Here is a 26,146-nt window from a genome sequence, read left to right as displayed (position 1 = left end):
CGCGCTACGAAAAAATAGAATATATAATGATAGCATATTATTGCAGCCAAATATTGAAATAATATTGCAAGTTAAGCGCGCCGGCGGTCAAGAATTTCCCCTTGTAGGCCTCGCCCCCGTTCACGCGCTGTCTCCGATCGGTTTCCTCCAGTGGCACGCTCGCCGATGAGTGCGGGGATCATCAGCATCCCGGCCATCGGCGCGCTTAGCGCCAAGCGTCAGTGTGGTGACCACGCGGGCCGCCACTACCGCCTCAGGCGGGTGATCACTTCTTGAACTCTCAGATTGGCACCGTGTCCGGCATCTTCGCCGGCTTGTGCCGATCACTTCAGGTGGCCCTTTGCGTTGAGGTGATCGGCGAGGAGCTTATCGACGAGCGAAGTCCAGCCCTGCGCCAACCCCGGCGCGCATTGGCACGACTTCGGCAACTGGAAGCGGACCCAAGCTGAAGCTCAGCGATGGGCGCCGGTCATCCTCTCGGCGGCTGGCGTGCCTCTCACGGACGCTGATGCTGACGATCTGTGGGGAGGGCCGATCGGATGAGGCATTTTGAACCATCAGGGCTGGGGTTCGCCATTCCCGTAGCGTTATGCTGGCTCTCGACCGCAACCCATGACATCGAGCTAAGTGCTGGTGCGGACGGCGGGACTCGAACCCGCACGACCAGAGGTCGCAAGATTTTAAGTCTCGTGCGTCTACCGATTCCGCCACGTCCGCGCGGGCGCTGCCCAGCCGGTCCGGGTTAGCCGTGGCAAGGGCTCAGATCAAGGGCTCAGATCAAGAGCCCTCAGGCCGGCCCGAGCGGGCGCCAGCCGTAGAGCCAGGCGTAGCGCTCGGTCATCCGGGCCGGGCCGAGGCGGCCCATCACCGCGTCGCGGGCGGCGGAGACCAGGGTGCCGGCGTGGTAGATCCGGCCGTTGCGGCGGGCATGGGCCTGGATGGTGCGCACCCGCTCGGTCCGGGCGCGGGCATAGGCCGCGAGCGCCGCCGGCACCGGCTGGCCGGGAGCGAGGCAGGCGGCGAGCACCGCGGCGTCCTCGATCGCGAGCGCCGCGCCCTGCGCCAGGAACGGCAGCACCGGGTGGGCGGCGTCGCCGAGCAGCGCGATGCGGCCGCGGGCCATCGGGCGCGCCGCCGGCCGGTCGACGAGCGACCAGACCAGCCACGAGTCGGGCCGGGCGAGCAGGCCGGCGAGCGGCGGGGCGGCATCGCTAAAGGCGGCGCGCAGGCGCGCGGGCTCGCCGCTCGCGCCCCAATCCTCGCTGCCGCTCCTGTCCGGCACCACCGCCACGAGGTTGAGCCGGCGCCCGCCGTTGATCGGATAATGCACCACGTGCCGGCCGGGGCCGAGCCACAGGCCGGTCTCGTCGGCCAGGAATTCGGGCGGCAGCGCCTCGCGGGGCAGGGTGGCGCGCCAGGCGGCCTCGCCGCGGGGGCGCAGGGGCTGCCGGTCGAGGCCGGCGCGCAGGGCGGAGCGCACGCCGTCGGCGGCGATCACGAGGTCGGCCTCCAGGGTCTCGGTGCGGCCGCCGTCGCTGGCGAGCGTCAGGGTGACGCCCACCCGGCTCTCCTGCACGGCCGTGACGGCGCGCCCGATCGTCAGGCGGATGCCCGGGCGGCTGCGGGCGGCGTCGAGCAGGATGGTCTGGAGGTCGGCCCGGTGCACCACCCAGTAGGGCGCGCCGAAGCGCTCGCGCATCGCCTCGCCGAGCGCGATCTCGCCGATGCCGCGGCCGGTCGTCAGCGCCCGGATCCGCACCCGGGCCGGCTCGCCGGCGACGCGGCGCAGGGGGAGCCCGAGGCCGAGATCGGTCAGGATCCGGCTGGCATTGGGCGAGAGCTGCAGCCCGGCGCCGACCTCGCTGAAGGCGGTGCGCCGCTCGATCAGCGTGACGTCGTGGCCCCGCGCGCTCAGGCACAACGCCGCCGTCAGCCCGCCGATGCCGGCCCCGACGATCGCGACGCGCAGGCCCGGCCGGTCCGGGACCGGACGGCTCCCGGGCAGGGTGCGGGGCGGCGACTCTCTTCCCGGCAAGGCTTACTCGGCGGCGAGGCGGGCGCGGTCGTCCCAGACGCTCGAGGCCGGCTCCGCCGTGCCGGCCTTCAGGCCCGGGCTGTAGCGGTACAGGGTCGAGCAGTACTGGCAGATGATCTCGTGGTCGGCGCCCATGTCCAGGAAGACGTGGGGGTGGTCGAACGGCGGCAGCGCGCCGATGCACATGAACTCCTTCGAGCCGACCTGGATGACCGGAACGCCGTCCTGGTTGTGGAAGTGCGGGACCGCCTTGTCTGCCATCGCGTCCGAGTTCCTGCCTGCGGGGCTTGCCCGTGGGGACTTGCCCACGGGGAGTTGCCCACGGGGACTTGCCCGTTGGGACCTTGCCTGCGGGAGCCTGCCGGCCCCCGATCTCGGGTTCTCCTAGCCCCTCGGCGCCGCCGCGCCTAGGGGTGCCGCTGGCGCAGGCGACCGCCCGCCGCCGTTTGGTCACGGTCTTGCGGCACCGGGGCCCGCAGGACCGTCGAGAGACACGACGAGAGACACGAGAGGATCGCCCGTGACCCGCTTCCTGCCGAGGCTCGCTCTTCTGGCCGCGCTCAGCGCCGGCGCCGCCCTCGGCGCCGCCCCGGCCGCCCGGGCCCAGAGCCGCACCGTGGTCGGCGCCGGGGCCGGCGTGGTGGCGGGCGCCCTCGTGGCCGGGCCGATCGGCGCCGTGGTGGGGGGCGTCGTCGGCGCCGCCTGGGGCGAATCGTCGAGGCGCCCGCGCCGGGCCGGCCGCCGGGTGCGGCGCCACATCGCGGCCCGGCCCGCTCCCGCGCGTCCGGCCGCGACGCGGGTCGCCCAGCGCGCGCCCGCCGCCGAGCCGGCGCGGCCGCGGGCCTGGGTCGATCCGCGCTGAGGCGCGCACGGGTCGATCCGCGCCGAGGCGCGCTCGGGGTCGTGCGTTGCGTCCTCCTCGGCTTCGTCCTTGGCTTCGGGGCCGGAAGCGCCTACATCACGAACACCCCGTCGAGCGCCAGCAGCATGTTCCGGACCCCCGATGAGTCGTGACGAGCAGAGCGCGGTCAAGGACAGCCGCCGGCAGGAACCGCCGATCCACGGCCCCGAGGCCTTCGAGGGGATGCGCAAGGCCGGCCGCCTCACCGCCGAGGCCCTCGACCTGCTGATGGAGGCGGTGGCGCCCGGCGTCACCACCGAGGCCCTCGACCGCCTCGCCTACACCTTCGCGATGGATCACGGCGCCTACCCGGCCTCGCTGCACTACCGCGGCTACCCGAAATCGATCTGCACCTCGATCAACCACGTCGTCTGCCACGGCATCCCCAACGACAAGCCGCTGCGCGAGGGCGACATCGTCAACCTCGACATCTGCCTGATCGTCGACGGCTGGCACGGCGATTCGAGCCGCATGGCCTATGTGGGCGAGGTGTCCCGCAAGGCGGCACGGCTGTGCGAGATCACCCACGAGGCGATGATGCGCGGCATCGCGGCGATCAGGCCCGGCGGCACCACCAACGACATCGGGGCGGCGATCCAGGCCTATGCCGAGGGCGAGCGCTGCTCGGTGGTGCGCGACTTCTGCGGCCACGGCCTCGGCCGCACCTACCACGACGCGCCGACCATCCTGCACTACGTCGAGCCGAGCTACAGCGTCACCTTGCGTCCCGGCCAGTTCTTCACCGTCGAGCCGATGATCAATCTCGGCCGCCCGGCCGTGAAGGTCCTGGCCGACGGCTGGACCGCGGTCACCCGCGACCGCTCGCTCTCGGCCCAGTTCGAGCACACCGTCGCGGTGACCGAGACCGGCGTCGAGATCTTCACGCTCTCCCCCAAGGGCCTGGACAAGCCGCGCGACACCGCAGCCTGAGCCCGCCATGGCCCGCCGCAGCAGCCCCGGTTTCGCGGAGGCCGGCGGGCCGGCGCCAGGGGGCGCGCAGCCCGGGGCGAAGGCCGAGGAGCCGCATTACCACGGCCACCGCGACCGCCTGCGCGCCCGCTTCGCGCAAGGGGACACGCTGCCGGACTACGAGTTCCTGGAGCTCGTGCTCTTCCGCGCCATCCCGCGCCGGGACGTCAAGCCGATCGCCAAGGCGCTGATCGCCCGCTTCGGCAGCTTCGCCGAAGTCATCAGCGCTCCCACCGAGCGCCTGCTCGAGGTCGACGGCATCGGGCCCGCGGTGGTCACCGACCTCAAGATCATGGAGGCGGCCGGCCGCCGCCTGGCCCGCGGCGCGGTGGCGGAGCGCCCGCTCCTCTCCTCCTGGGCGGCCGTGATCGATTACTGCCGGGCCGCGATGGCCTTCGCGCCGCGGGAGGAGTTCCGCCTCCTCTTCCTCGACAAGCGCAACCGCCTGATCGCCGACGAGGTGCAGGGCCGCGGCACCGTCGACCACACCCCGGTCTATCCCCGCGAGGTGGTGCGCCGGGCCCTCGAACTCTCCGCCACCGCCCTGATCCTCGTCCACAACCACCCCTCCGGCGACCCGACGCCGTCCCAGGCCGACATCAAGATGACCCGCGACATCGTCGCGGTCGCCGGTCCCCTCGGCATCGTGGTGCACGACCACATCATCGTCGGGCGCGACGGGCATGCGAGCTTCCGGGGGCTGAAGCTGATCTGAGGGCGACCTCCCGGGACGACCTCCCGCCGGGTTCCCCGCGGCGCGGCCCCGGGACGACGGGGCGCGTCGAACTCGCCGCCGAGCCGGGTCGCCCCAAGTCATCTGCTCAAAATGTAAGCAGATCCGCCCCGTCCCCGACGCGTCCCGGCACGACCTGCCTGACCTTGCGCGAGGATCGGTGCAACGGAAGGGCTCAAGGTGCATTTCCTTTGCCTTGGCCCCCGTCTTGCGTCTAGCTTCGGGGCAAACAGAGGGACGCCCATGCCGCTCAGCGCGTTCGACGAGATGACCGGAGTCCAGGAGAGCGGACTGAGCCAGGCCGCCGTGCGCGAGGCGTACGCGGCGCTCAAGACCTGGCTCGACACCACCCCGCCGGAGCATTTCGACACGCGGCGCAGCCAGGCCGAGCTGTTCTTCCGCCGGATCGGCATCACCTTCGCGGTCTACGGCGACAACGAATCGACCGAGCGCCTGATCCCGTTCGACATCATCCCGCGGGTGCTGACCAAGCCCGAATGGGGGTTCCTCGAGCGCGGCCTCAAGCAGCGCGTCACCGCGCTCAACATGTTCCTGGCCGACGTCTACGGCCCGCAGGAATGCATCAAGGCCGGCATCATCCCGGGCGACCTCGTCTACCGCAACCCGCATTACCGGCTCGAGATGCGGGACTTCGAGGTGCCGCACGGCAAGTACGTCCACATCGCCGGCATCGACATCGTGCGCACCGGCGAGGACCAGTTCTTCGTGCTGGAGGACAATGCCCGCACGCCGTCCGGGGTCTCCTACATGCTGGAGAACCGCGAGGTGATGCTGCGGCTCTTCCCCGAGCTGTTCTCCAAGCACCGGGTGTCGCCGGTGGAGGCTTATCCGGACGCGCTGCTCGCCACCCTGCGCAGCCTCGCGCCGATGAGCGCGGCCCGCGACCCGACGGTGGTGCTGCTCACGCCCGGCCGCTTCAACTCGGCCTTCTACGAGCACTCGTTCCTGGCCGACAAGCTCGGCGTCGAATTGGTGGAGGCGTCCGACCTCTTCACCAAGGACGACGTGGTCTACATGCGGACCACCGAGGGGCCGCGGCGGGTCGACGTGATCTACCGGCGCATCGACGACGACTTCCTCGATCCCCTGGTGTTCCGGCCCGACTCGGTGCTGGGCGTGCCGGGGCTGATGAGCGCCTACCAGAGCGGCAGCGTCACGCTCGCCAACGCGGTCGGCACCGGCATCGCCGACGACAAGGCGGTCTACAGCTACATGCCGGAGATCGTGCGCTTCTTCACCGGCGAGGAGCCGATCCTGCACAACGTCCCGACCTGGCGCTGCCGCGAGAAGGAGGCACTCTCCTACGTGCTGTCGAACCTCGGCGACCTCGTGGTCAAGGAGGTCAACGGCTCGGGCGGCTACGGCATGCTGGTGGGGCCCCACGCCACCAAGCGCGAGATCGAGGAGTTCGGCCGCAAGCTGCGCCACGCGCCGGACGGCTTCATCGCCCAGCCGACCCTGGCGCTCTCGACCTGCCCGACCTTCGTCGCCTCGGGCGTCGCGCCCCGCCACGTGGACCTCAGGCCCTTCGTGCTCTCGGGCGCCGAGGAGATCCGGATCGTGCCGGGCGGGCTGACCCGGGTCGCCCTCAAGGAAGGCTCGCTCGTGGTCAATTCGAGCCAGGGCGGCGGCACCAAGGACACCTGGGTGCTCGACGGCTGAGCGCCGCCGCGACGATCCGCCCTCGAGACCCAGGACCCGGCCGTGCGCCACGGCGCGCCCGGCCGGGTCCGACCGCACCGCCACAGCGTGAGCCCTCAAGTCCCGCCATGCTCTCCCGCACCGCCGACAACCTGTACTGGCTCTCGCGCTACGCCGAGCGCGCCGACTTCGTCGCCCGCATCCTCGACGCCGCCCTGCGCCTCTCCGCCCTGCCGGCCAATTACGGCGGCGCCGACGCCAACGAGTGGGAATCGGCTTTGGCCTCGGCCGGCAACATCGACCTGTTCCGGCAGCATTACGACAGCGTCAACGAGCACACGGTCCGCGACTTCCTGGCCTTCAGCCCCAACAACCCGTCCTCGATCCGCTCCTGCCTGCAGACCGCCCGGGAGAACGCCCGCTCCGTGCGCACGGCCCTGACCAGCGAGATGTGGGAGGCGATCAACGAGGCCTTCCTGCACCTGCGCAGCTTCGAGGGCCGGGACATGACGCGGGAGGAGTTCGCCCGCTTCCTCGACTGGGTGAAGGGCGTGTCGCTCGCCTTCGACGGCTCGGCCTACCGCACGATGCTGCGCAACGATTCCTACTGGTTCACGCGCCTCGGCATCGCCATCGAGCGCGCCGACAACACCGCCCGCATCCTCGACGTGAAGTACCACGTGCTCCTGCCCGAGACCGAGCGGGTCGGCGGCAGCCTCGACTACTTCCAGTGGACCACGATCCTGCGCGAGGTCTCGGCGCTCACCGCCTATCACTGGGTCTACCGCGAGAGCATCAAGCCCTGGCTGGTGGCCGACCTCCTGATCCTCAACCGCGAGATGCCGCGCTCCCTCGCCAATTGCTACGAGATGCTGGTGCTCAACCTCGACCGCATCGCCGACGCCTATGGCCGGCGCGGCCCGAGCCAGCGCCTCGCCCGCGGCATGGCGGCGAAGCTCGACGACCTCTCGGTCGACGAGATCTTCGCCTCCGGCCTGCACGAGTTCATCCAGGAGTTCATCGCCGAGAACAACCGCCTCGGGGCGGCGGTGATCGAGCAGTACCTGGGTTGAGCGTCGGCCGGAGGGCCCGGATCCGGCCAGGTTTCGCCGTCCCGCGGGACGGTGTAGACCGCCCCCACGGCCCCGCTTTCAGCGTGACAGCGAGCTTCGCGACACCATGCGCATCTGCGTCGTCCACGAGACGGTCTACCAGTACGACAGCCCGGCCCGGGGCCTGATCCAGATGCTGCGGCTCACGCCGCGGGACCATGACGGCCAGCACGTGCGCGCCTGGCGCATCGAGCCGACCGTCGACGGTCGCCTGAGCCGGCGCGAGGACGGCTTCGGCAACGTCGTCCACGTCTTCAGTGCCGACGGCCCGGAGGAGGCGCTGACCATCCGGGTCACCGGCGAGGTCGAGACCACCGAGACCCACGGGGTGATGCGCGGCACGGCCGAGTGGCTGCCCGACCCGTTCTACCTGCGCGAATCGCGCTTCGCCGTCGCCGACGAGGCGATCCGGGCCTTCGCCGACGAGGCGGTCGGCGCCAGCGCCGACCGCCTCGACCGGCTCCACCGCCTGCTCGCCGCCGTCCATCAGGCGGTCGACTACGCCCCCGGCCCGACCGGCGCCAGCACCACCGCGGCGGAGGCCTTCGCCTTGCGCAAGGGCGTGGGGCAGGACCTCGCCCATGTCTTCATCGCGGCGGCGCGCCATCTCGAGATCCCCGTGCGCTACGTCTCGGGCTATTTCTGGCGGCCGGACGTGTCGGTGCAGGAGGCCGGCCACGCCTGGGTCGAGGCCCGGGTGCCGGATCTCGGCTGGGTCGGGTTCGATCCCGCTCACGGCATTGCCGTCACGGAGGCCCACCTGCGGGTGGCGGTCGGCCTCGACTACCTCGACGCCGCGCCGGTCCGCGGCAGCCGCACCGGCGGCGGCACCGAGACCATGACGGTCCGGGTCCGGGTCGACGATGCCCGCGCCCAGGCCCAGGCCCAGGCCCAGGCCCAGGCCCAGCAGGCGAAAGCCCGGCCGGCCCAGGCGCAGGCGCAGGGCTGACCCGCGGCTCCCTGTGGCGGCGCCGCGATAGGCGTGGCCCACCTCACCCGGCGGCAGCGGATTCGGCTGGATTCGGGCGACGGGCTGCGTCAGGGTGGCGCCCGTGAGCGGTATCGGGTCGCTCGCAGGGGGGTGGCGAGCGATGACCTACTGCGTCGGGATCCTGGTGGAGGAGGGTCTCGTCATGATCGCCGACACCCGCACGAATGCGGGCCTCGACGACATCTCGACCTACCGCAAGCTCCACATGTTCACCAAGCCCGGCGAGCGGGTGCTGGCGCTCGCCTCGGCCGGCAACCTCTCGGTGACCCAGTCGGTGCTCTCGCTCCTGGTCGAGGGCGTCGAGGATCCCGATACGGCGAAGCTCGAGACGATCTACGACGCCCCGACGATGTTCCGCGCCGCGCAGCTGATCGGGCGGGCGATCCGCAAGGTCCGGGCGATCGAGCGCGCCGGCTTCGAGGCGGCGCAGCTGCGCTTCGAGGTGTCGTTCCTGTTCGGCGGCCAGATCGGCGACGGGCCGATGCGGCTCTACATGATCTATTCGGCCGGCAACTTCATCGCCTGCAGCCAGGACGCGCCCTTCCTGCAGATCGGCGAGCACAAATACGGCAAGCCGATCCTCGACCGCGCGGTGACCTTCCGGACCGACATCTACGACGCGCTGAAGGTCGGCCTGGTCTCGATGGACTCGACCATGCGCTCGAATCTCGGCGTCGGCCTGCCGATCGACCTCACGGTGATCCGCCGCAACATCTGCGACACCGAGGTGCTGCACCGGATCGAGGCCGGCGAGCCCTATTTCCACGACCTGCGCGAGCGCTGGTCGGCGGCCCTGCGGGCGGCCCACCGGGCGATCCCGCGGCCGCCTTACGGGCCGGGGGCGAAGTAGGCGGGGGCCGCCGGCTGCAGCCACCCGCGATTGAACTCGCGCGGACGTCGCAGGTGGGGTGAGCTGACGCGATCGTGATGCGTTCCTGACGGATTGCCGTCCGCCATAGTCATGTCGGGGCCGCGCAGCGCAGCCTGGAAACCGGAGGCGCGCGTTCTTCAAGACGAGAGCGAGGAAGGGCTCACGTCCCTCTCCAGGAGATCACCCTCCATCGTTCTATGTCTCGGCTACCTGGACCGGAAGCCGCGACTTCCTGCCAAGAGCGTCTTGTTACCAAGAGCGTCTTTGGGTCTGTCTTCGCCGAGACAGGCCGAGGAGAGCAGTTCCCGCCGGCATCGATCCAGGGGAGACTGGAGTTCCGCCACCAAGGTCGGCATCGTCGCGTTCGCGCCTCACCGGCTCGCCACAGCCTTCCGGAGTTGATGCGCGGCGCAAACGGATCCACTTCGCGGAGGGTCGCGTGAACCGGCGTGACGTCTTGATGCTTTTGCCCGCCGCCGCTTGGCTCACTCCCGAGCCGGTCTTCGCCGGGGAACACGGTCGCCCCCGGCAGCTTGCTGTCCTTCTGAGCTACGCCGCAACCGATCCCGCAGCCGGACAGAGACTTGCGGCGTTCGAAGCACGGCTCCGGGAGCTTGGCTGGGGGCCAGGCACTGACGCGCTCGAGATGAACGTGCGTTGGGCCGAAGGACGGGATGATCTTCGGGAGGTTCTCGCCGAAAGCATCGTTTCATCGAAGCCGGACGTGATCGTGACCGGCTCGACGCCCGACACTCGCGCCATCGTCACACGCACCAGCACCATTCCGGTCGTGTTCGCGTTCTCCGGCGATCCGGTCGGGAGCGGGTTCGTCGCGAGCCTTTCTCGTCCTGGCCGCAACGTGACTGGGTTCAGCAACAATATGGCCGCGCTTGGCGGGAAATGGCTGAACTTGCTTCACGAAGCCTGTCCTCGCCTCCGCAGCGTCGTCATCCTGTTCAACCCCGATCTCGCTGCCGGCCGGGGCGAGTACTATCTTGCCACGATAAGCGAGGCGGCGGCAGCGACGGACATTCGCCTCGTCATCGCTCGAGTACGCTCGGAACGAGAAGCGCAACAGGCGTTTGCTGAGGCGGCACGCGCACAAAGTGGCGCGATCATACTGCCGGATCCGTTCACGACCGGACATCTCGATAAGTTGGCGGAGATGAGCAGGGCGTTCAAGGTTCCCGCGATCGCCTATTCGAGCACCTTCGCCAGAGCGAGCGGCCTCATGTCCTACGGGATAGAGCCGAATGAACCATATATAAGAACGGCAGAATACGTGGATCGTTTGTTAAGAGGGGAACGTGCGGCGGAATTGCCAGTTCAGAATCCGACGAAATTCAAACTCGTCCTCAACCTCGTGACATTCGCCGCGTTCGGACTTTCGATCCCAAATGCCATGCTTGCTCGCACGGACGAAGTCCTCGAGTAAGGCGGGAAAAAGGCGATCGCCCTTTCTCGGGAAGTGGTGCCCGGCTCGTTCGACCTGTCCGCGGTAGGACCGTGGAGGTCAGTTGCCGACTATCGTGGAAACGCGAACGCTGACTGGCTCCGCGCCGTTTCAGAGTGTCTCGGACAGGCCGCAACGCCGCGGGACACGAGGAGAGGCACGACGTCGAGGCTGCCTGCCGGTACGCCGCAAGCGGTGACGGCCGCGATTCCGGCGCCCGTCACCGATCAGCTCGACCGCTGCATTCCACTCCCGGCAGGCACGCGCGCAGCCGAGCCGCCCAGGTACCGATATTGCGGGGCGGGCGCGCAGGCGCGCGTCCCGCCCTTCAGCACTGTGCGCCCCCGCCCTCAATCCGCCAGCGGCCGCGCCTCTTCCGGCAGCATGATCGGGATACCGTCGCGGATCGGGTAGGCGAGCTTGGCCGAGCGGCTGATCAGCTCCTGGCGCCCGGAATCGTACTCGAGCCGCTCCTTGGTGAGCGGGCAGACCAGGAGCTCGAGCAGCTTCGGGTCGATGCGGGTGGCATCGAGAGGGGAGGGGGAATCGGTCACGACGAATCCTTCCGAACGGTCCGGTGCGGGACTTTGCCCGGAGGCTTTAGCCCAAAGCGCCGCCTATTGCAGCGTCGGCTCGCTGCCCGAGCCGCGCACCAGCTCCATCTCGGTGACGGCGATCAGCACCTCGGCCCGGGTCTTGAGGTCGGGGGCCTCCAGCATCGCCTGCTTCTCCCGCGGGCCGAACGGGCTCATCATGCAGAGCGCGTTGACCAGTGCCTCGTTCGGCGCCTCCTCGATGCCGGCCCAGTCGACCTTGAGGTCGTTGGCCTCGACGAAATCGCGCAAAGCCCGCAGCACGCCGGCCCGGTCGACCGCCTCCTCGCCGGCGCGGGCGTGGAAGTCGCTCTCGAACGGCGCGAAGGTGACGCGGCAGCGCCGGTAGCCGGTGGTGGTCGACAGCTCCTCCTCGATCCGGAACCGGGCGATGCCGGTGAGCGAGATCAGGTAGCGGCCGTCGCCGGTCTCGGCGAACTGGGTGACCCGGCCGGCGCAGCCGACCCGGAAGAGCTTCGGCGACAGCGGGGTCTCGCCGGACTCGGCATCCGGCTGGATCATGCCGATCACCCGGTCGGTGCGCAGCGCGTCGTCCACCATCGCGAGGTAGCGCGGCTCGAAGATGTTGAGCGGCATCTGGCCCCGCGGCAGCAGCAGGGCACCGGGGAGCGGAAAGACCGGGATCACGGCCGGGCAGTCGGCCGGGCCCTTGTAGGCGACGTTCATGCTCATCGGCGTCGCTCCCGCGCGGATCGAAGGGGGTTCCGGGCCTCTTGTTCTCGGGCCCGGGCTCATCCCTGACGTTCTAGGGCGCTCGCCTCCGGCGTGGATACCTCTCCGGCGTAAATGCCGCGCCGGATGGACTTGAGCGGGCGTCAGGAGAACATCAGCGCCGACAGCTTGCGCCGGCCGCGGATGGTCATCGGGTCCATCGGGCCCCAGGCCTCGAACAGCTGCAGCAGCTGCTTGCGGGCGCCGTCCTCGTTCCACGACCGGTCGCGACGGACGATCTCGATCAGCTGGTCGATCGCTTCCTGCTGCTTGCCCTTGGCGTTGAGCCCGAGGGCGAGGTCGAACCGGGCCTGGTAATCGGCCGGGTCGGCCTCGATCCGCTGCTGCAGGCCGGCGAGGTCGCCGAGGGAGGCCGCCTGCTCGGCGAGCTCGATCGCCGCCTTCACCGCGGCGATCGCCGGGTCCTTGGCGGCCTCGGGGGGCGCCGCCTCGAGGAAGCGGCGGGCGCCCTCGAGGTCGTCCCGGTCGAGGAGGAGGCGGGCGAGCGCCGCGATCGCGCCGGCATGTCCCGGCTCCTGGCCCAGCACCGCGGCGTAGATCTCGGCCGCCGCATCCGGGTCGCCGGCCTCGGCGGCGGCTTGCGCCTCCGCCATCAGGTCCTCGACCGCGGTGGGCCCGAGGGGGCCGACCAGCCGCTCGATGAAGGCCTTCACCTGGCTCTCGGGCAGGGCGCCCATGAAGCCGTCGACCGGCTGGCCGCGCTGGAACGCGATCACCGCCGGGATCGACTGGATGCCGAGCTGGCCGGCGATCTGGGGATGCTCGTCGATGTTCATCTTGACGAGCTTCACCTTGCCGCCGGCGTCCTTGACGGCCTTCTCGATGATCGGCGTGAGCTGCTTGCACGGCCCGCACCACGGCGCCCAGAAATCGACCAGCACCGGCTGCTGCAGGGATTCCTGCATCACGTCCTGCCGGAAGGTCGCGGTGGTGGTGTCCTTGATCAGGGCGCCCGCGGGGGGCTGGCCGGCCGCAGGAGTGTCGGTGAGCATCGATGACCTCGGGAGAACGGCCTTCACGTCGCGAGCCCGGACGGCCCGCCAGACAGATGGGGTAGACCGGCCGCCCCGGCCAGGGCAAGGCGTGATAAGCCCGGACGGGACCAGGACAAACGGGAGGCCGGACGCGCCCTTGCGACGCGCCCGGCGCCGTCTCAGGCCGCCGCCGGCGCCGCCTGGCGCATCCGGCCGATCATCAGCGACATCAGCGCCGCCATCACGGCAGTGAGCCCTGCGGCCAGGAACGCCTCGAGGTAGCGGCCCTCGGACGCCCGCACCAGGCCCGCCCCGAAGGCCGCGGTCGCGGCGCCGAGCTGGTGGCCGGCGGCGATCCAGCCGAACACGATCGGGGCGTCGCGCTCGCCGAAGGCCTCGTTGGCGAGCCGCACCGTCGGCGGCACCGTGGCGATCCAGTCGAGGCCGTAGAACACCGCGAAGATCGACAGGCTGTAGAACGAGAAATCGGTGAAGGGCAGCGCCATCAGCGACAGCCCGCGCAGGCCGTAATACACGAACAGGAGCTTGCGCGGGTCGTAGCGGTCGGTGAGCCAGCCTGAGCCGGTGGTGCCGATGAGGTCGAACACGCCCATCAGCGCGAGGAGCCCCGCGGCCCGCACCTCCGGGATGCCCTGGTCGGCGCAGAACGAGATCAGGTGGGTGCCCACCAGCCCGTTGGTGGTGAGCCCGCAGATGAAGAAGGTGCCGAAGAGCAGCCAGAAATCGCCCTTGGCGCTCGCCCGCACCAGCCCGTCGATCGCGGCGCGGAACGGATTGGCGCGCCGGGGCGGCTCGGAGGCGGTGCCGGGAGCCGCACCATAGGGGGTGAGCCCGATATCGGAGGGCCGCTCCGGCAGGAGCCAGGCGACGAGGGGGATCAGCGCCGCGATGGCGCAGGCCACCGTGAGCACCACCGGCCGCCAGCCGCCGGCTTGCGCGATCGCCGCGAGGCCGGGGAGGAAGATCAGGGTGCCGGTGGCGGTGCTGGCGGTGAGGAGACCCATGAACAGGCCGCGGCGCACGGCAAACCAGCGGTTGACGACCGTGGCGCCGAGCACGATGGCGACGCAGCCGCTGCCGAGGCCCGACAGCACGCCCCAGGTGGCGACGAGGTGCCAGGGCTCGCTCATCAGCGCGCTGAGCGCCGTCGAGCCGGCCATGAGGGCCAGCGCGCAGAGCAGCGTGCGGCGGATGCCGAAGCTCTGCATCAGCGCGGCGGCGAAGGGACCGACCAGCCCGTACAGGAAGATGCCGAGCCCGGCCGCGAACGAGGTGACGCCGCGGTTCCAGCCGAAGGCCTGCTCGAGCGGCAGGATCAGCACGCCCGGCGAGGCCCTGAGGCCCGCCGCCGCGAGCAGGCACAGGAAGATCACGCCGACGACCACGAAGGCGTAGTTCTGGCCGAACGGGCGCTGTCGGGGAGAGAGAGGGGCCGGGGGCGCGATGCCCCGCGGCGACACGGTCGAACTCATGCTGGAACATCCTCCCCGAATCGTGCTACGACGATACGTACCGGTCAGTAACATCGTCAAGGGTGAACATGGCACAGGGCAGCGGTCGCGACGGGAACGAGCCGGCCCGGGCCGGCGACCGGATCCGGGCGGCCGCGCGCGAGCTGTTCTACAGCCGCGGCATCCGCGGCGTCGGGGTCGACGAGATCGTGGCCCGGGCCGGGGTGACGAAGCCGAGCCTGTATCGCGGCTTCGCCTCGAAGGACGCCCTCGTGGTCGCCTGCCTGGCCGATTACGACGCGACCCTGCGCGGCCGCCTCGACGAGGCGCTGGCCGCCCATCCGGGCGATCCCCGGGCCGGCCTCGTGGCGTTCCTCGCCGGCGTCGCCGCGCGCAGCGCCCGCCCGGGCTTTCGCGGCTGCGGCCTCACCAACGCCCTGGTCGAGTACCCGGAGCCGGACCATCCCGCCCGCGCCGCGGTGCTCGACAGCAAGCGCGCCCTGCACGCGCGCCTCGCCGAGGTGGCCGGGACGATCGGCGCCCGGGCGCCCGAGCGCCTCGCCGATTCCCTGCTCCTCCTCCTCGAGGGCGCCTTCGCGTGCGGGCAGATCTTCGGCGCCGAGGGGCCGAACCGCTCGCTCGGTGCCGCCGCCGACGCCCTGATCGCCGCGAGCATCAAATGAGGCCCTGGCCCGCCCGGGATCGCCGCCAGCATCGCGGCCGCCCGCAACGGCACGCCATAGAATTCCGTCAATAAACCGGGCTAGGCGGGCGGGTGGACTTGATTCCGTCACCTCGATCGGTCGATACGCGAGAATTGACGCCGATCGCGGCACACGGCCGCGACCCCCGTGGAGTGGAGCGTATGACCCTCGTACGACGTTTCCAGGTTGCGCCGGCGCTGGTCCGCCTGATCCGCAAGGAGCGCGGCTCCTCCCGCATCACCGAGGGCTATTTCCCGCCCCAGGCCGGCCGGACCTCGTTCGTGCGCGTCGACGGCGGGCAGTGCCACCTCGTGCTGGTGACCTCCGACGGCGGCTCGGCCAACGAGGAGCGCACCGAGGTGCCGCGCGCCCACGGCGACGCGCTCCTCGACGTCTGCGCCGGCCGCGCCGCCTACGACCGTACCCAGGTCGCGCTCGGCAACGGCCGCGACGCCCTGCTCGACCGCTACGTCGCCCCGGGCGCCGTCGACGTCGTCTCGGTGGTGTTCGACAATCCCGACGAGGCGAGCGGCTTCCCGGTCCCGCCCTGGTTCGGCCCGGAGGTCAGCGCCGACCCGGCCTATGAGGGCCGCAGCATCGCCCTCCAGGGGGTGCCGCAGCCCGGCGAGATCGGCCTGTCCAACGCCGCCCTCGACGCCGTGCTCGACCTGATCGAGCCGCGCTACGGCTTCGGCCGCTACGCCGCGCCGAGCCGCAACGGCGACGATGGCGGGGTGGTCAATGCGCTGCGCCGCATCGCGACGCCGCCGGCCCCCGAGCCGGCGCCGCCGCCCCCGCCGGAGCCCGAGCCCGTCCATCACGAGCCGGCGCCTCCGCCGCCCCAGGCCGAGGCCGCCCCCGAGCCGTCCCCGCCCCCGCCGCCGGAGCCGCACCAGGACACTCGCATCGACGACGTGATCGAGAGCCTGTCCCAGGCCCTCGGCGCCGCGGTGCCGGGCGGGGATGCGGCCCGGGACGACGGCACCCCGGCCTTCGAGCGCTGGACGGTGCGCCCGCGCCGGACCCAGCCGACGCCCTGAGCCGCGCAACCTCCGCGACCGCCCGACGACCCGTCCCGGGTTCCGCCTGCCGGAGCCCGGGATTTTTTTGTCAAGTCGTTGGTCTCGGGCGGCGCCTGGGCGGCTTTGCACGGTTGAACCCCTCCCGTTAATCCGGCAGACCGTTGACCTGGCGGCGCCCACGCGGCATGCCGCGCTCCACCCGGTCCTGCATCCGGTCGTCCACCGGCCGCCGGTGACGGCGGCCGCGCGGGCGGCAGCCATCGGGCGGCCTCGATTCCGTTTGTCCCAGGGGCACCGGGTCGAGACGGGACACGCCGAAGGGTTACGGCGAATTTCGACTTGGAACTCTCGGGACGGACTTCCTACACTGTCCGGGCCGCGGACCATTCCAGAATGCAGACGCGGCGAAGGCCGCAGCGCGACGGCCGATGCCAGGCGGCGGCCGGCACCGTGGGGAGGGAACGATCATGCAGCACGCCGCGTCGGCCCCGGGCTCGTCGCAGCCCTGGTACAGGGTCCTCTACATCCAGGTCCTGATCGCCATCGCGGTCGGCGTCGTGCTCGGCTATGCCGCGCCCGACACCGCCAAGGCGATGAAGTGGCTCGGGGACGCCTTCATCGCGCTCATCAAGATGATGATCGCGCCGATCATCTTCTGCACCATCGTGCACGGCATCGCGTCGATCGGCGACCTCAAGAAGGTCGGCCGCGTCGGCCTGAAGGCGCTGATCTACTTCGAGGTGGTGTCGTCGCTCGCCCTCGTCATCGGCGTCGTCGTCGGCGAGATCGTGCAGCCGGGCGCCGGCTTCGGCGTCGATCCCGCGAAGCTCGACGCCAAGGCGGTCGCCGGCTACGCCAGCAAGGCGCAGGCGGATTCCACCGTCGCCCACATCATGGCGATCATTCCCAAAAGCTACTTCGACGCCTTCGCGGGCGGCGACCTCCTGCAGATCCTGCTGATCTCGGTGCTGACCGGCGTCGTCATCACGGGGCTCGGCGAGCGCGGCAAGCCGGCGATGCACGCCATCGAGGCGGCGGGCGAGATCTTCTTCCGCATCATCGGCATGATCGTGAAGCTCGCGCCGATCGGCGCCTTCGGGGCCATGGCCTACACGATCGGCGAGTACGGCATCGGCAAGCTCGGCAACCTGATCGGCCTCGTCGCCACCTTCTACCTCACCAGCCTGCTGTTCGTGCTCGTGGTCCTCGGCCTGATCGCGCGCTTCTCCGGCTTCTCGATCCTCAAGTTCCTGGCCTACATCAAGGACGAGCTCCTGATCGTGCTCGGCACCTCCTCGTCCGAGACGGTGCTGCCGCACATGATGCAGAAGATGAAGCGGCTCGGCGCCTCGGATTCGGTCGTCGGCCTCGTCATTCCGACCGGCTACTCGTTCAACCTCGACGGCACCAACATCTACATGACGCTGGCGACGCTGTTCCTGGCGCAGGCCGTCGGGGCCGACCTCAGCTTCGGCCAGTACGCCACCATCATCGCGGTCGCGATGCTGACCTCGAAGGGCGCGTCGGGCGTCACCGGCGCCGGCTTCGTGACGCTCGCGGCGACGCTCGGTGCCATTCCCGGCAACCCGGTCCCGGTCGCCGCGATGGCGCTGATCCTCGGCATCGACAAGTTCATGTCGGAATGCCGGGCGCTCACCAACCTCGTCGGCAACGGCGTCGCCTGCGTGGTGGTGAGCCGCTGGGAGGGCGAGCTCGACCCGGTCAAGCTGCGCGAGGTGATGGCCAACCCCGTCGCCATCGGCACCGAGATCGCGGACGAGAAGCCGGTCCCGGTCGCGCCCTGACCGGATGGGCCCGCTCCGCATCGGCATCGATCTCGGCGGCACCAAGATCGCCGGGATCGTCCTCGACGGGGCCGGCCGGGTCCTGGCCGAGCAGCGGGTCGCGACCCCGCGGGGCGATTACGACGCCTCGCTTCGCGCCATCGCGGGCCTCGTCGCGGCGCTGGAGGCGCAAGGCGGCGGCACCGGCACGGTCGGACTCGGGATCCCCGGCGCCCTGGTGCCGCAGACCGGCCGGGTCAAGAACGCCAACTCGACCTGGCTCAACGGCCGGGCTCTCGGCGAGGATCTCGAACGCGCTCTCGGCCGCCCGGTGCGGCTCGAGAACGACGCCAACTGCCTCGCCGTCTCGGAGGCCGTCGACGGGGCGGGGGAGGGGGCGGCCGTGGTCTGGGCCGTGATCCTCGGCACCGGCGTCGGCTCGGGGATCGCGCTGTCGGGCCGGGCGCTCTCCGGGCGCCAGCGCATCGCTGGCGAATGGGGCCACAACCCGCTGCCTGCCCCCCGCGACGACGAGCGCCCGGGCCCGGCCTGCTATTGCGGCCGGCACGGCTGCCTCGAGACCTGGCTCTCCGGCCCCGGCCTCGCCGCCGACCACGCCCGCCGCACCGACCGGGCCATCACCGGCGAGGCGATCATCGCGGCGATGCGGGCCGGCGACCCGGCGGCGCGGGCAACCTTCGCCGCCTGGCTCGACCGGCTCGGGCGCGGCATCGCCGGCATCGTCAACGTGCTCGACCCCGACGTGATCGTGCTCGGCGGCGGCCTCTCGACCATCCCGGAGATCTACGAAGCCCTGCCGGCGCGCGTCGCCCCGCACGTCTTCGGCGGCGGCTTCGACACCCCGATCCGGCCGAGCCGGCACGGCGACGCCTCGGGGGTACGCGGGGCCGCGTGGCTGTGGAACGGGGTGGGGTGACGCCGCGGGATCGCCTCGGGCGTCGCGACGGCGGGATGACCCTGGGCATCGTGAGGATCGCCGAGTATCGTTCCGCTCCGATGTCACGAGAGGACAGGGCGAGAGGACGTTCGATGCGGATCCTGCTGGTCGGCTACGAGCCCGACGCGGTCGACTTCTCCGATCCCGCCCTGCCGCCGGGCCTCGACGCCGAGAAGGTCCGGGCCGGAATCACGGGCACTCTCCACGACATGCGCCAGCGCGGCTGGACCGCCGAGCACTGCCTCGTCCGGCCGGACGCGGCCGCCGCCGGGATCGTGGCGCAGCGGCTCGGGTCGGCGTCCTACGACTGCGTGGTGATCGGCGCCGGCGTGCGCCAGTCGCGTGCGCATCTCGCGGTGTTCGAAGCCATCCTCAACGCGGTGCACCGGGCCGCGCCGGGCGCCCGCATCGCCTTCAACACCCGGCCCGAGGACACCGCGGCGGCGGTCGACCGCGTGTCCGGCTGAGGCGCCCCTTGCCTTGAGGCCGCCGATGCGGGTTTGCTCGGAGGGCGGGCCCTTCGAGCCCGCCAGGAGACACGCGCGTGCCGGCCAGACCCGTCGACCTCGATCCGGCCTCGATCCGCATTCTCGAGCACCTGCAGCAGGACAGCGAGATCGGCATCGGCGACCTCGCCGAGGCGGTCGGCCTCTCGACCTCGCCGTGCTGGCGGCGCGTCAACGACCTCAAGGCCAAGGGGATCATCCGGCGCTGCGTCGCGGTGGCCGATCCGCAGGCTCTCGGCCTGCATGTCAACGTCTTCGTCCACGTCTCCCTGGAGAAGCAGACCCAGGCCGCCCTCCAGGCCTTCTCCGACGCCATCCGCTCCCGCCCGGAGGTGATGGAGTGCTACCTGATGAGCGGCGAGGCCGATTACCTGCTGCGGGTCGTGGTCGAGGACCTGGCCGAGTACCAGCGGCTGATCGTCGACCACCTCACCCGCATCCCGGGCGTCGCGAAGATACGCTCGAGCTTCGCGCTCGACCAGGTGAAGTACACCACTGCATTGCCGCTGGATCACCTGAAGGAATGATTCGTTTTTGATAGTCTGGTGACGTCATTCCGCTTCCAGCGATCTCCGCCTCATCCCGGGGCTCGTCACAGGCGAGAACCCGGGGCCGATGAGGCCTGACGGTGCAGAAAGCGGGACGCCTCCGCTTCAGACCCGAGCGTCAGCGACGAGCGATCCCGGGTTCCGCCTTCGCGGCCGCGGGATGTCGCGGGGAGATCCTGGCCGAGATGCCGGACCGCCTCCGCGGCGAACGGCCCCGACTTGCGTCAGATCGGCCGCACCTCGCCCGGACGCAGCCTCAATCGGGCGGCGAGGCGGTCGGAGAGAGTGCCGCTCAACTCCACCGCCGCCTCCGGCGCCACCGCCTGCACGGCGGCGACGGCCGCCAGGGGATCGGCCGCCATGGCGACGTAGACCCGGGTGGCCGGGGGGCTGGCCCCGTCGTCGGCGGCCGAGACGGCGACGGTGAAGGCGGTCTGTTTCGGCTTCTTTGCAGGCATGGGTCCGTATCGCACGGTGCCGCGTCCCTGTCTTCGCTTAGAGGCCATCCCGGTAGGGAAGGTTGGGGGTGGCATCTCGGCTCGGGTTTCGCACCTCTTGAGGATGCCGACGCTCAAGAGCCAAGCTGGCCGGCGTCCTGCGATGGCGGACGACAGCTGGCGTATCGCCGACGCTCTCTGGATGCGGATGGAGCCGCTGCTGCCGTCCCGTCCGCGCCATCCGCTCGGGTGCCACGATCCGCGGGTGCCCGATCGGGCGGCGATGGACGCGATCGTCGTGCTGCGCACCGGATGCCAGTGGAACGCGCTCAACGCCACAGGGATCTGCACCTCGTCCTCGGCCCACCGCCGCTTCCAGGAACGGACGAAAGCCGGCGTGTTCGAGGCGTTCTGGCGCGAGGGGCGTTTGGCCCACGACGCCTTGGTGGGGATCGACTGGGAGGGGTTGTCTACCGACGGGCGCGGGGTGCCGGTGGGGCTGGTGATCGCCGGCGCCAACGTCGACGATCACCTGCTGCCGCGCGAGACGCTGGAGGCGATCCCGGTCTCCCGGCCTGATCCGAGCGCCTGGGATCCGCAGCACCTGTGCCTGGAGAAGGGCGATGATGACACCGGCCCACGCGAAACAGCCGGCGAGTACGGCGTCGAACTGCATCTCCGGCGACGCGGAGAGGAGATCGTCGAGACGCGCGAATGCGGCAAGCGGGCGAGGCGCTGGGTGGTGGAGCGCTGCCATTCCTGGGTCAACCGCTTCCGCGCCTTGCCGATCCGCTGGTCCAAGACGCGGCAGAACGCCCTCGCCCTGCTCCACTGCGCAGCTGCCATCGTCGCATGGCGACACGCCCGAGTGGGATAGCCTCTTCGCCAGGTGCCTCAGAGCGTCGCGCCGAAACACGCCGATCCAGCCCATCGGGCAGGCCTGGACCAAAGAACCGGACCGGTTCGTGCTCGCTCCGCAGCACCTCATTCCGGGACCATACACCGAGCCTACAGGCTCCATGCTCGGTCTGAGTCGTAAGCGACCTTGTCCGCCTTCACCGAGATGTGGACGTGCTTGGTGTGCGGGTTGTCGCCGGTGTAGCGCCGCCACGCCCAAGCCGGAAACCGGCCGATGGCGGTGGAGCTCGCGATGCGCCTGTTCCAGATGATGTACTTCACGCGCGGATCGCGGCTGCGGCGGATCGCTTCGGCGATGGCGTCTGCGCTGCATCCGTGGCGCGGGTCGTTGGTGATGTCGAGCGCCGTCACGACGCCTGTCCCGTCGTCGATCACCCAGGGATTGTGGTCCGAGTCCCGGCTCTGGTGCGCGGCGTCGCCGATCGTCCCGTCGCTCGCCTTGCTGCGGCCGGGTGCCATGGCGTTGACCTGGGCACGGAGCGTGACGAGGGCCTTGGCCTCCCGCCAGGCGGCGTGCCGGAGGCCCTCCGCGAGGAATCGTCCCGGCTGTTCCGGGTCGGCCTTCTCGTCATCGCCGGTATTCGGCGTGACGAGAGGCTCGTCGGGAACGGCGACGGGCTGGAGGGGCGACGGTGTGCACGGCTCTCTCAGGTTGCTCAGGCGGCCGCCCACGGATCCCCACGGGGCCCGGACATTGCCGCTCGCGTGATGGAGCACGTCGCCGAGCACCACGCGCAGTCGCTTGAGATCGGTCAGCGTGAAGCTGATCGCGGCGCCGCCGCCGTAGTAGAGCTGGTCCCCGGTGAACAAGGTCGTGAAGAGGTGTTTCCGGATACGGTAATGACCGCCCGCCTTGATGATCTGCGCGCTCAGCAGGTAAGCGGCGGGCGCGTCCTGGACGAGGCAGGTCACGGCGCTCGCCGCCTGGATCTGCGCGATGCGGTGCCCGCCCTCCGCGCCGCTGCCGAGGTCCGTCATGATGGCGTCCACGGCGCCGATCAGCGACGTGATGCGGGTGACGCCGCGCTGCCGCGCCTCCCGCTCCGGGTCGTCCGGGTTCGGTTCGGCGCCCTCCGCCTGGCCCGCCTTCGCGTCGCCACCGTCCCTGTCCGCTCCCGCTTCGTCGGCATCGGGCAGGAAGGCCGCGAGCTGCTCGCGCAGGCGCAGCAGGCGTTCCAGACGACCGATCAGGTCGCGCCCCGTCGCGGCGCCGGCACCGAGCGGCCGGGCCGCCTCGACCAGAACCGGTTCGATGCCCGCCTCGGCGAGCCGGCCTGCGAGGGCGGGATACAGGGCGGCAGCCGGAAGCTCCACAGTCCGGCCGCTGTAGCGGGCCTCGGCCTTGAAGAAGGACAGCAGCTTGGCGACGGCCTCGACCGCCGAGGTCGCCTGGCCCAGGCTCGCGACCAGCCCCTCCTCGTGCGCATCCGGTGGCTCCACCGGCAGCAGCAGGGCCTCGATGCCCTCCTCGACCGCCCCGATGCGGGCCGCGATCACCTGCCACTCGGCCATCCGGGAGACGAGCGACTCGTCGGCGAGGACGACCGGGGCCGGCGGTTCGATCCGGCCGACCTTCGCCTTCACGCGATCCGCGATCACGCCCGCGATCCTCCGGACGGCGTCGAGGGTCAGGGCGACAACCTCGAAATCCATCTTCTCGTCGATCGTCGTCTCGCCGCTCACCGGCGTCACGCCCGGTCCGCCCTCGGCGCCCCCATCGGCGGCCTGGGCCGGCGTCCCGGAGGCGTCCCCGGATCCATCCTCGCCGTCGGTCGTCTCATCCGGCTTCGCTTGCCCGGCCATCGCGGCTCTCCCATTGGCTCGAGTTCGGATCTCGACCGAGTGTCGATCGGTCCTTCTGAGGACACCGCCGGACCGCACTCTCGATGCGCAGGCCGGCTTCGCTCAGGCAGGGCTCGTGCGACGACGCCGTCGCACGTCCGTTCGAGAGAACGGCGGTCACCGGGCTCGTCCCGTCCCGGCCGCGTCGCGTGAAGACCCCCGGCGCGCTACACCCCGAGCGCCTTCAGCATCACCGCGGCGCCGCATTGCTTGGAGACCGCGTTCGCGTCGTAGACCTTGTCCTTCACGAACTTGCCTCGGGTGTAGTGGGTGGAGAAGCTCCACAGGTACGGCGTGTGCACGCCCCGGCCGCGGTACCCCCAGCCGTTATACGCCTCGAACCGGTAGAGCGCCCGGGGAACCGACCAATCCTCCTGGCCCGCATAGCCCTTCATGGTCAGGGCATCGACGGCGCTCGACTCCCAGTCGTTGGGCGGGTTCCAGACCTTCGGCCGGCCCTTGGGAATCTGGACGGTGCGGGCGGTCAGCGGATCGCCGTTATGGAGATGCCCGTTGAAGTTGAAGCTGCCCTCGAGGGCGTGGGTGATGCCCACGAACCACCAGGGGATGCCGAGCTTGTCTCCGACGGCCTCGTAGCGTGCCTGGTAGGCGCGCAGCTTCTTGACGTGCCAGGCCACTTCGCCGGCCCGCTCCGGCCGGACCTGGCACGACGCGAACAGGGTTTCGTAGTCCGGCTTCAGGCTGGCATAGCTCGGGGCCGGTCCCTCCTCCCTCGACGGGTACGACGCGACGGCGGCCTGGTAGGCGCGCAGAAGCTCGCCGACCTCCGCGGCCTGCCCCGGGTCGCCCGTACCGTCCTGCAGCTCGACGAGGCGCTGCAGCAGGGTCGGGGGCGGGAATTGCGCGACCCTGGACGCGACCTCCGCGAGCGCTTCGTCCTCGCTCCCGGCCTCTCCGGCGTCGCCCGGCGCCGTCTCGCCGGCCGCGGCGAGGACCAGGTCCTCCGCGCTCTCGAGGGGGATGTAGGCCGGACGGCCGTCCGCCAGGGCTTCCTGGGCCCGCAGCGTGCGGCTGAGCGGATCGGCGCCGCGCAGGGCCGGGAACGAGAGCCCCGTGACCTCCTCGATATGCGTGATCGCGACCTGGAACGTGCGGTAGGGCCCGAGCACGAAGCCTTCGGCGGCCTCGTTCCGGCTCCGCTTGAGGAGGAGGCGGCGGATCAGATCGCCCTGGCTGAGCAGGTAGGCCGTCGCATGCAGGCCGCCGCCTTCCGCCGGCATCGCGACGATCTTCCAGAATTCCTGCGGGACCTGGGCGTTGCTGGGCGGGAGCTCGGGATCCTCGTCGTCGAACACCGGGCCGGTGAAGACGCAGGCCTTGAACCCTTTGGTCCGGGAACTGTCGAGGATGTAGTTCTCGAGCCCCTGCCAGAGCGTCTTGCCCTGGTTCAGGCTCGAATGCTGCAAGGCCGAGTTGGTGTAGTGGAAGGTGTCGTCGTTCGCCTGCTGGGCGTCGTCGCCCCAGTTCGGGTCCTCGCGCCGGACCATGTGGCCGCGGTCGATGTCCGGGTCCTCGTAGGCGTTCTGGCCGAGCTGCAGCTCGCGCGGGATGCGCAGGTCGTAGAACCAGCGGTCGTCGCGGCGCTTGATGCGGACGCTCTCCTCCCCGTCGATGTTGACGGCGGTCACGCGCGGCGAGCGCCGGCTCTTCGAGAACAGCACGCCGAAATGGGTGTAGCGAAGCTCGTAGGGGCGGCCGGGCAGGGCGTCCGACGGCTGCGCGAGGTCGTCGCCGATCCCGGCGTCGAGGTCGGGCCAGGGCACCGCCAGTCCCTCGCCCAGGAAGTCCGGATCGTACCCGCCGCGATCCTTGAGGTCGTCCGCGTCGTGCTCGCCGTCGGAGCGCGACTCGACGTCGGCCGGCGCGGCCGCGCCGGGCAGCGCGACCAGCGAGCCCGAGGCGAGGAGCCGCTTCAGCGTCTCCACGCTGACGGCAGCGTTCTCCACCCCGAACTCGCCGGAGAAATGCAGCCCGACGACGCCCTCCTGCTCAAGGCTGATCAGGCAGGAGCCCGAGTTGCCGCCGAGCGTCGTGCAGTCATGCGACAGGACCGTGCCGGCCCCGCTCGTCATCACCAGGCCGGGCGCGAACCGCTTGACGTCGAAGAGGTCCTGGAAATACTCGCGCATCTCGGCCAGGTCGTTCCGGTCGTCGAAGGCCGGGTAGCCCACCGTCGCGACCAGCTCGGCGTCGTTCGCCCGCCGGCCGGCGAGCGGGATCGGATCGGGCGCGAGGCGGTCGTTGACCTCGATCTCGAGCAGCGCGACGTCGGCCTCGGTGTCGTCGGCGAGGTACACGATGGTGCTGACCGGAAGCTCGAAGGCGGTGCCGGGCTTCGAGTCGACCTCCTCGCGCATGTCGAGCTTGGCCCGGTAGGGCATGCCGATCGGCGAGCGCAGGAATACGCCCGCTCCCGTGCGGCCGCGCCGGGCCACGAGCTTGGCCACGTGGCGGTTGGTCACCACGCGCCGGCGGCCGCGCCCTGCCCCGTCGATCACGAAGCCGGTGCCGCCCCAGCGCATGCTGTGGTTGACGAACTCGACGCGGCCGACGGACGGGATGAAGCGCTCGACGCGCCGCACATGCGCCTCCGTCAGTTCCGGGAATTTGGGAACGGGCACGAACTCCACCCGGTCGTTCCGGATCAGCATCGGGGGCCGGACGACCCGCCTGATGATGGCTTCGAGGCCGAGCGGATTGCCGACGTGCTCCAGCCTCGTGCCGAGATCGGCCTGGTTCACCCGGAAGCGGGTGGGGTCGATCTGCCCGCTGGCGATCGCCTCCGCGACCGCCTCGCGGGCGCCGGGAATCCCGCTGAACAGGGACTCGAGGCGTCCGCGCGCCTCTTCGTGAGAGTCATGGTCGGCCACGTCCGTTCCCTCCCTCG

The 26,146-nt window shown here is 70.8% G+C and carries 24 protein-coding genes, 1 tRNA gene and 1 pseudogene; 16 read left to right on the top strand and 10 right to left on the bottom strand.

The window, feature by feature from the left end:
• Positions 1–631 precede the first annotated feature (631 nt).
• From EU555_RS08475 to EU555_RS08465, 3 genes are all read right to left on the bottom strand, one after another.
• Positions 632–717, bottom strand: a tRNA-Leu gene (locus tag EU555_RS08475).
• Positions 718–787: 70 nt separating this feature from the next.
• Positions 788–2,005 carry an FAD-dependent oxidoreductase gene (locus EU555_RS08470; protein ID WP_135414311.1) on the bottom strand — a complete coding sequence of 406 codons (1,218 nt, stop codon included), beginning with the start codon at positions 2,003–2,005 and terminating at the stop codon, positions 788–790.
• Between the two features lie 33 nt (positions 2,006–2,038).
• On the bottom strand, positions 2,039–2,296 hold the full coding sequence (locus EU555_RS08465; RefSeq protein WP_135414229.1) for a zinc-finger domain-containing protein: 258 nt from the start codon (positions 2,294–2,296) through the stop codon (positions 2,039–2,041).
• A 259-nt stretch (positions 2,297–2,555) separates the two neighbouring features.
• On the opposite strand from EU555_RS08465, the gene EU555_RS08460 reads away from it, so the two are divergent.
• From EU555_RS08460 to EU555_RS08425, 8 genes are all read left to right on the top strand, one after another.
• On the top strand, positions 2,556–2,897 hold the full coding sequence (locus EU555_RS08460; protein WP_135414228.1) for a DUF456 family protein: 342 nt from the start codon (positions 2,556–2,558) through the stop codon (positions 2,895–2,897).
• A gap of 141 nt (positions 2,898–3,038) precedes the next feature.
• Entirely contained in the window at positions 3,039–3,866 is an 828-nt protein-coding gene (gene map, locus EU555_RS08455; protein ID WP_135414227.1) for a type I methionyl aminopeptidase, read from the top strand.
• Positions 3,867–3,873: 7 nt separating this feature from the next.
• Positions 3,874–4,620 (top strand): RadC family protein, encoded by a 747-nt coding sequence (gene radC / locus EU555_RS08450; protein WP_135414226.1) that lies wholly within the window; start codon positions 3,874–3,876, stop codon positions 4,618–4,620.
• A 261-nt stretch (positions 4,621–4,881) separates the two neighbouring features.
• Complete coding sequence (locus EU555_RS08445) at positions 4,882–6,321, top strand: circularly permuted type 2 ATP-grasp protein (RefSeq protein WP_135414225.1); 1,440 nt, start codon at positions 4,882–4,884, stop codon at positions 6,319–6,321.
• Between the two features lie 107 nt (positions 6,322–6,428).
• Positions 6,429–7,373 carry an alpha-E domain-containing protein gene (locus tag EU555_RS08440; protein WP_135414224.1) on the top strand — a complete coding sequence of 315 codons (945 nt, stop codon included), beginning with the start codon at positions 6,429–6,431 and terminating at the stop codon, positions 7,371–7,373.
• 106 nt (positions 7,374–7,479) lie between these two features.
• Positions 7,480–8,361 carry a transglutaminase family protein gene (locus EU555_RS08435; protein WP_135414223.1) on the top strand — a complete coding sequence of 294 codons (882 nt, stop codon included), beginning with the start codon at positions 7,480–7,482 and terminating at the stop codon, positions 8,359–8,361.
• A gap of 142 nt (positions 8,362–8,503) precedes the next feature.
• Entirely contained in the window at positions 8,504–9,253 is a 750-nt protein-coding gene (locus tag EU555_RS08430; RefSeq protein WP_135414222.1) for a proteasome-type protease, read from the top strand.
• 460 nt (positions 9,254–9,713) lie between these two features.
• On the top strand, positions 9,714–10,709 hold the full coding sequence (locus tag EU555_RS08425; RefSeq protein ID WP_135414221.1) for an ABC transporter substrate-binding protein: 996 nt from the start codon (positions 9,714–9,716) through the stop codon (positions 10,707–10,709).
• A 368-nt stretch (positions 10,710–11,077) separates the two neighbouring features.
• Here the strand turns inward: EU555_RS08425 and EU555_RS08420 are convergent, their stop codons facing one another.
• The 4 genes from EU555_RS08420 to EU555_RS08405 all read right to left on the bottom strand — a co-directional run bounded on the left by EU555_RS08420 (position 11,078) and on the right by EU555_RS08405 (position 14,540).
• A complete protein-coding gene (locus EU555_RS08420) occupies positions 11,078–11,281 on the bottom strand; it encodes a Trm112 family protein (RefSeq protein WP_135414220.1) in 204 nt (67 codons plus the stop codon).
• 63 nt (positions 11,282–11,344) lie between these two features.
• Positions 11,345–12,013 carry an LON peptidase substrate-binding domain-containing protein gene (locus tag EU555_RS08415; protein WP_135414219.1) on the bottom strand — a complete coding sequence of 223 codons (669 nt, stop codon included), beginning with the start codon at positions 12,011–12,013 and terminating at the stop codon, positions 11,345–11,347.
• Positions 12,014–12,156: 143 nt separating this feature from the next.
• On the bottom strand, positions 12,157–13,065 hold the full coding sequence (gene trxA, locus EU555_RS08410) for a thioredoxin (RefSeq protein WP_135414218.1): 909 nt from the start codon (positions 13,063–13,065) through the stop codon (positions 12,157–12,159).
• A gap of 161 nt (positions 13,066–13,226) precedes the next feature.
• Complete coding sequence (locus EU555_RS08405) at positions 13,227–14,540, bottom strand: MFS transporter (RefSeq protein WP_135414217.1); 1,314 nt, start codon at positions 14,538–14,540, stop codon at positions 13,227–13,229.
• 68 nt (positions 14,541–14,608) lie between these two features.
• On the opposite strand from EU555_RS08405, the gene EU555_RS08400 reads away from it, so the two are divergent.
• The 6 genes from EU555_RS08400 to EU555_RS08375 all read left to right on the top strand — a co-directional run bounded on the left by EU555_RS08400 (position 14,609) and on the right by EU555_RS08375 (position 20,020).
• A complete protein-coding gene (locus EU555_RS08400; RefSeq protein WP_135414216.1) occupies positions 14,609–15,202 on the top strand; it encodes a TetR/AcrR family transcriptional regulator in 594 nt (197 codons plus the stop codon).
• A gap of 182 nt (positions 15,203–15,384) precedes the next feature.
• Positions 15,385–16,263, top strand: coding sequence for a CYTH domain-containing protein (locus tag EU555_RS08395; protein WP_135414215.1), 879 nt, complete (start codon positions 15,385–15,387; stop codon positions 16,261–16,263).
• A gap of 449 nt (positions 16,264–16,712) precedes the next feature.
• Positions 16,713–18,050, top strand: a complete 1,338-nt coding sequence (gene dctA, locus EU555_RS08390; RefSeq protein ID WP_135414214.1) for a C4-dicarboxylate transporter DctA — start codon at positions 16,713–16,715, stop codon at positions 18,048–18,050.
• A 4-nt stretch (positions 18,051–18,054) separates the two neighbouring features.
• Entirely contained in the window at positions 18,055–18,966 is a 912-nt protein-coding gene (locus EU555_RS08385; RefSeq protein WP_135414213.1) for an ROK family protein, read from the top strand.
• Between the two features lie 113 nt (positions 18,967–19,079).
• On the top strand, positions 19,080–19,454 hold the full coding sequence (locus EU555_RS08380) for a hypothetical protein (RefSeq protein ID WP_135414212.1): 375 nt from the start codon (positions 19,080–19,082) through the stop codon (positions 19,452–19,454).
• Positions 19,455–19,531: 77 nt separating this feature from the next.
• A complete protein-coding gene (locus tag EU555_RS08375) occupies positions 19,532–20,020 on the top strand; it encodes an Lrp/AsnC family transcriptional regulator (RefSeq protein ID WP_135414211.1) in 489 nt (162 codons plus the stop codon).
• A gap of 245 nt (positions 20,021–20,265) precedes the next feature.
• On the opposite strand, the gene EU555_RS08370 is transcribed toward EU555_RS08375, so the two are convergent.
• Positions 20,266–20,499, bottom strand: a complete 234-nt coding sequence (locus tag EU555_RS08370; RefSeq protein ID WP_135414210.1) for a hypothetical protein — start codon at positions 20,497–20,499, stop codon at positions 20,266–20,268.
• Between the two features lie 142 nt (positions 20,500–20,641).
• Between EU555_RS08370 and EU555_RS08365 the strand changes: the two genes are divergently transcribed.
• On the top strand, positions 20,642–21,355 hold the full coding sequence (locus tag EU555_RS08365) for a transposase (protein WP_135414209.1): 714 nt from the start codon (positions 20,642–20,644) through the stop codon (positions 21,353–21,355).
• Positions 21,356–21,362: 7 nt separating this feature from the next.
• Positions 21,363–21,482 (top strand): annotated as a pseudogene (locus tag EU555_RS36910) (IS481 family transposase); the annotation flags it as partial.
• A 4-nt stretch (positions 21,483–21,486) separates the two neighbouring features.
• On the opposite strand, the gene EU555_RS08360 reads toward EU555_RS36910, so the two are convergent.
• Both EU555_RS08360 and EU555_RS08355 read right to left on the bottom strand, forming a co-directional pair.
• Positions 21,487–23,088: a hypothetical protein gene (locus EU555_RS08360; RefSeq protein WP_135414208.1), complete on the bottom strand. Its 1,602-nt coding sequence runs from the start codon at positions 23,086–23,088 to the stop codon at positions 21,487–21,489.
• 317 nt (positions 23,089–23,405) lie between these two features.
• On the bottom strand, positions 23,406–26,129 hold the full coding sequence (locus EU555_RS08355) for a DNA/RNA non-specific endonuclease (RefSeq protein WP_135414207.1): 2,724 nt from the start codon (positions 26,127–26,129) through the stop codon (positions 23,406–23,408).
• Positions 26,130–26,146: the final 17 nt, after the last annotated feature.

It is taken from the genome of Methylobacterium nonmethylotrophicum (assembly GCF_004745635.1).
Taxonomy (GTDB): Bacteria; Pseudomonadota; Alphaproteobacteria; order Rhizobiales; family Beijerinckiaceae; genus Methylobacterium; species Methylobacterium nonmethylotrophicum.
This window is presented reverse-complemented; position numbering and strand designations above follow the sequence as displayed.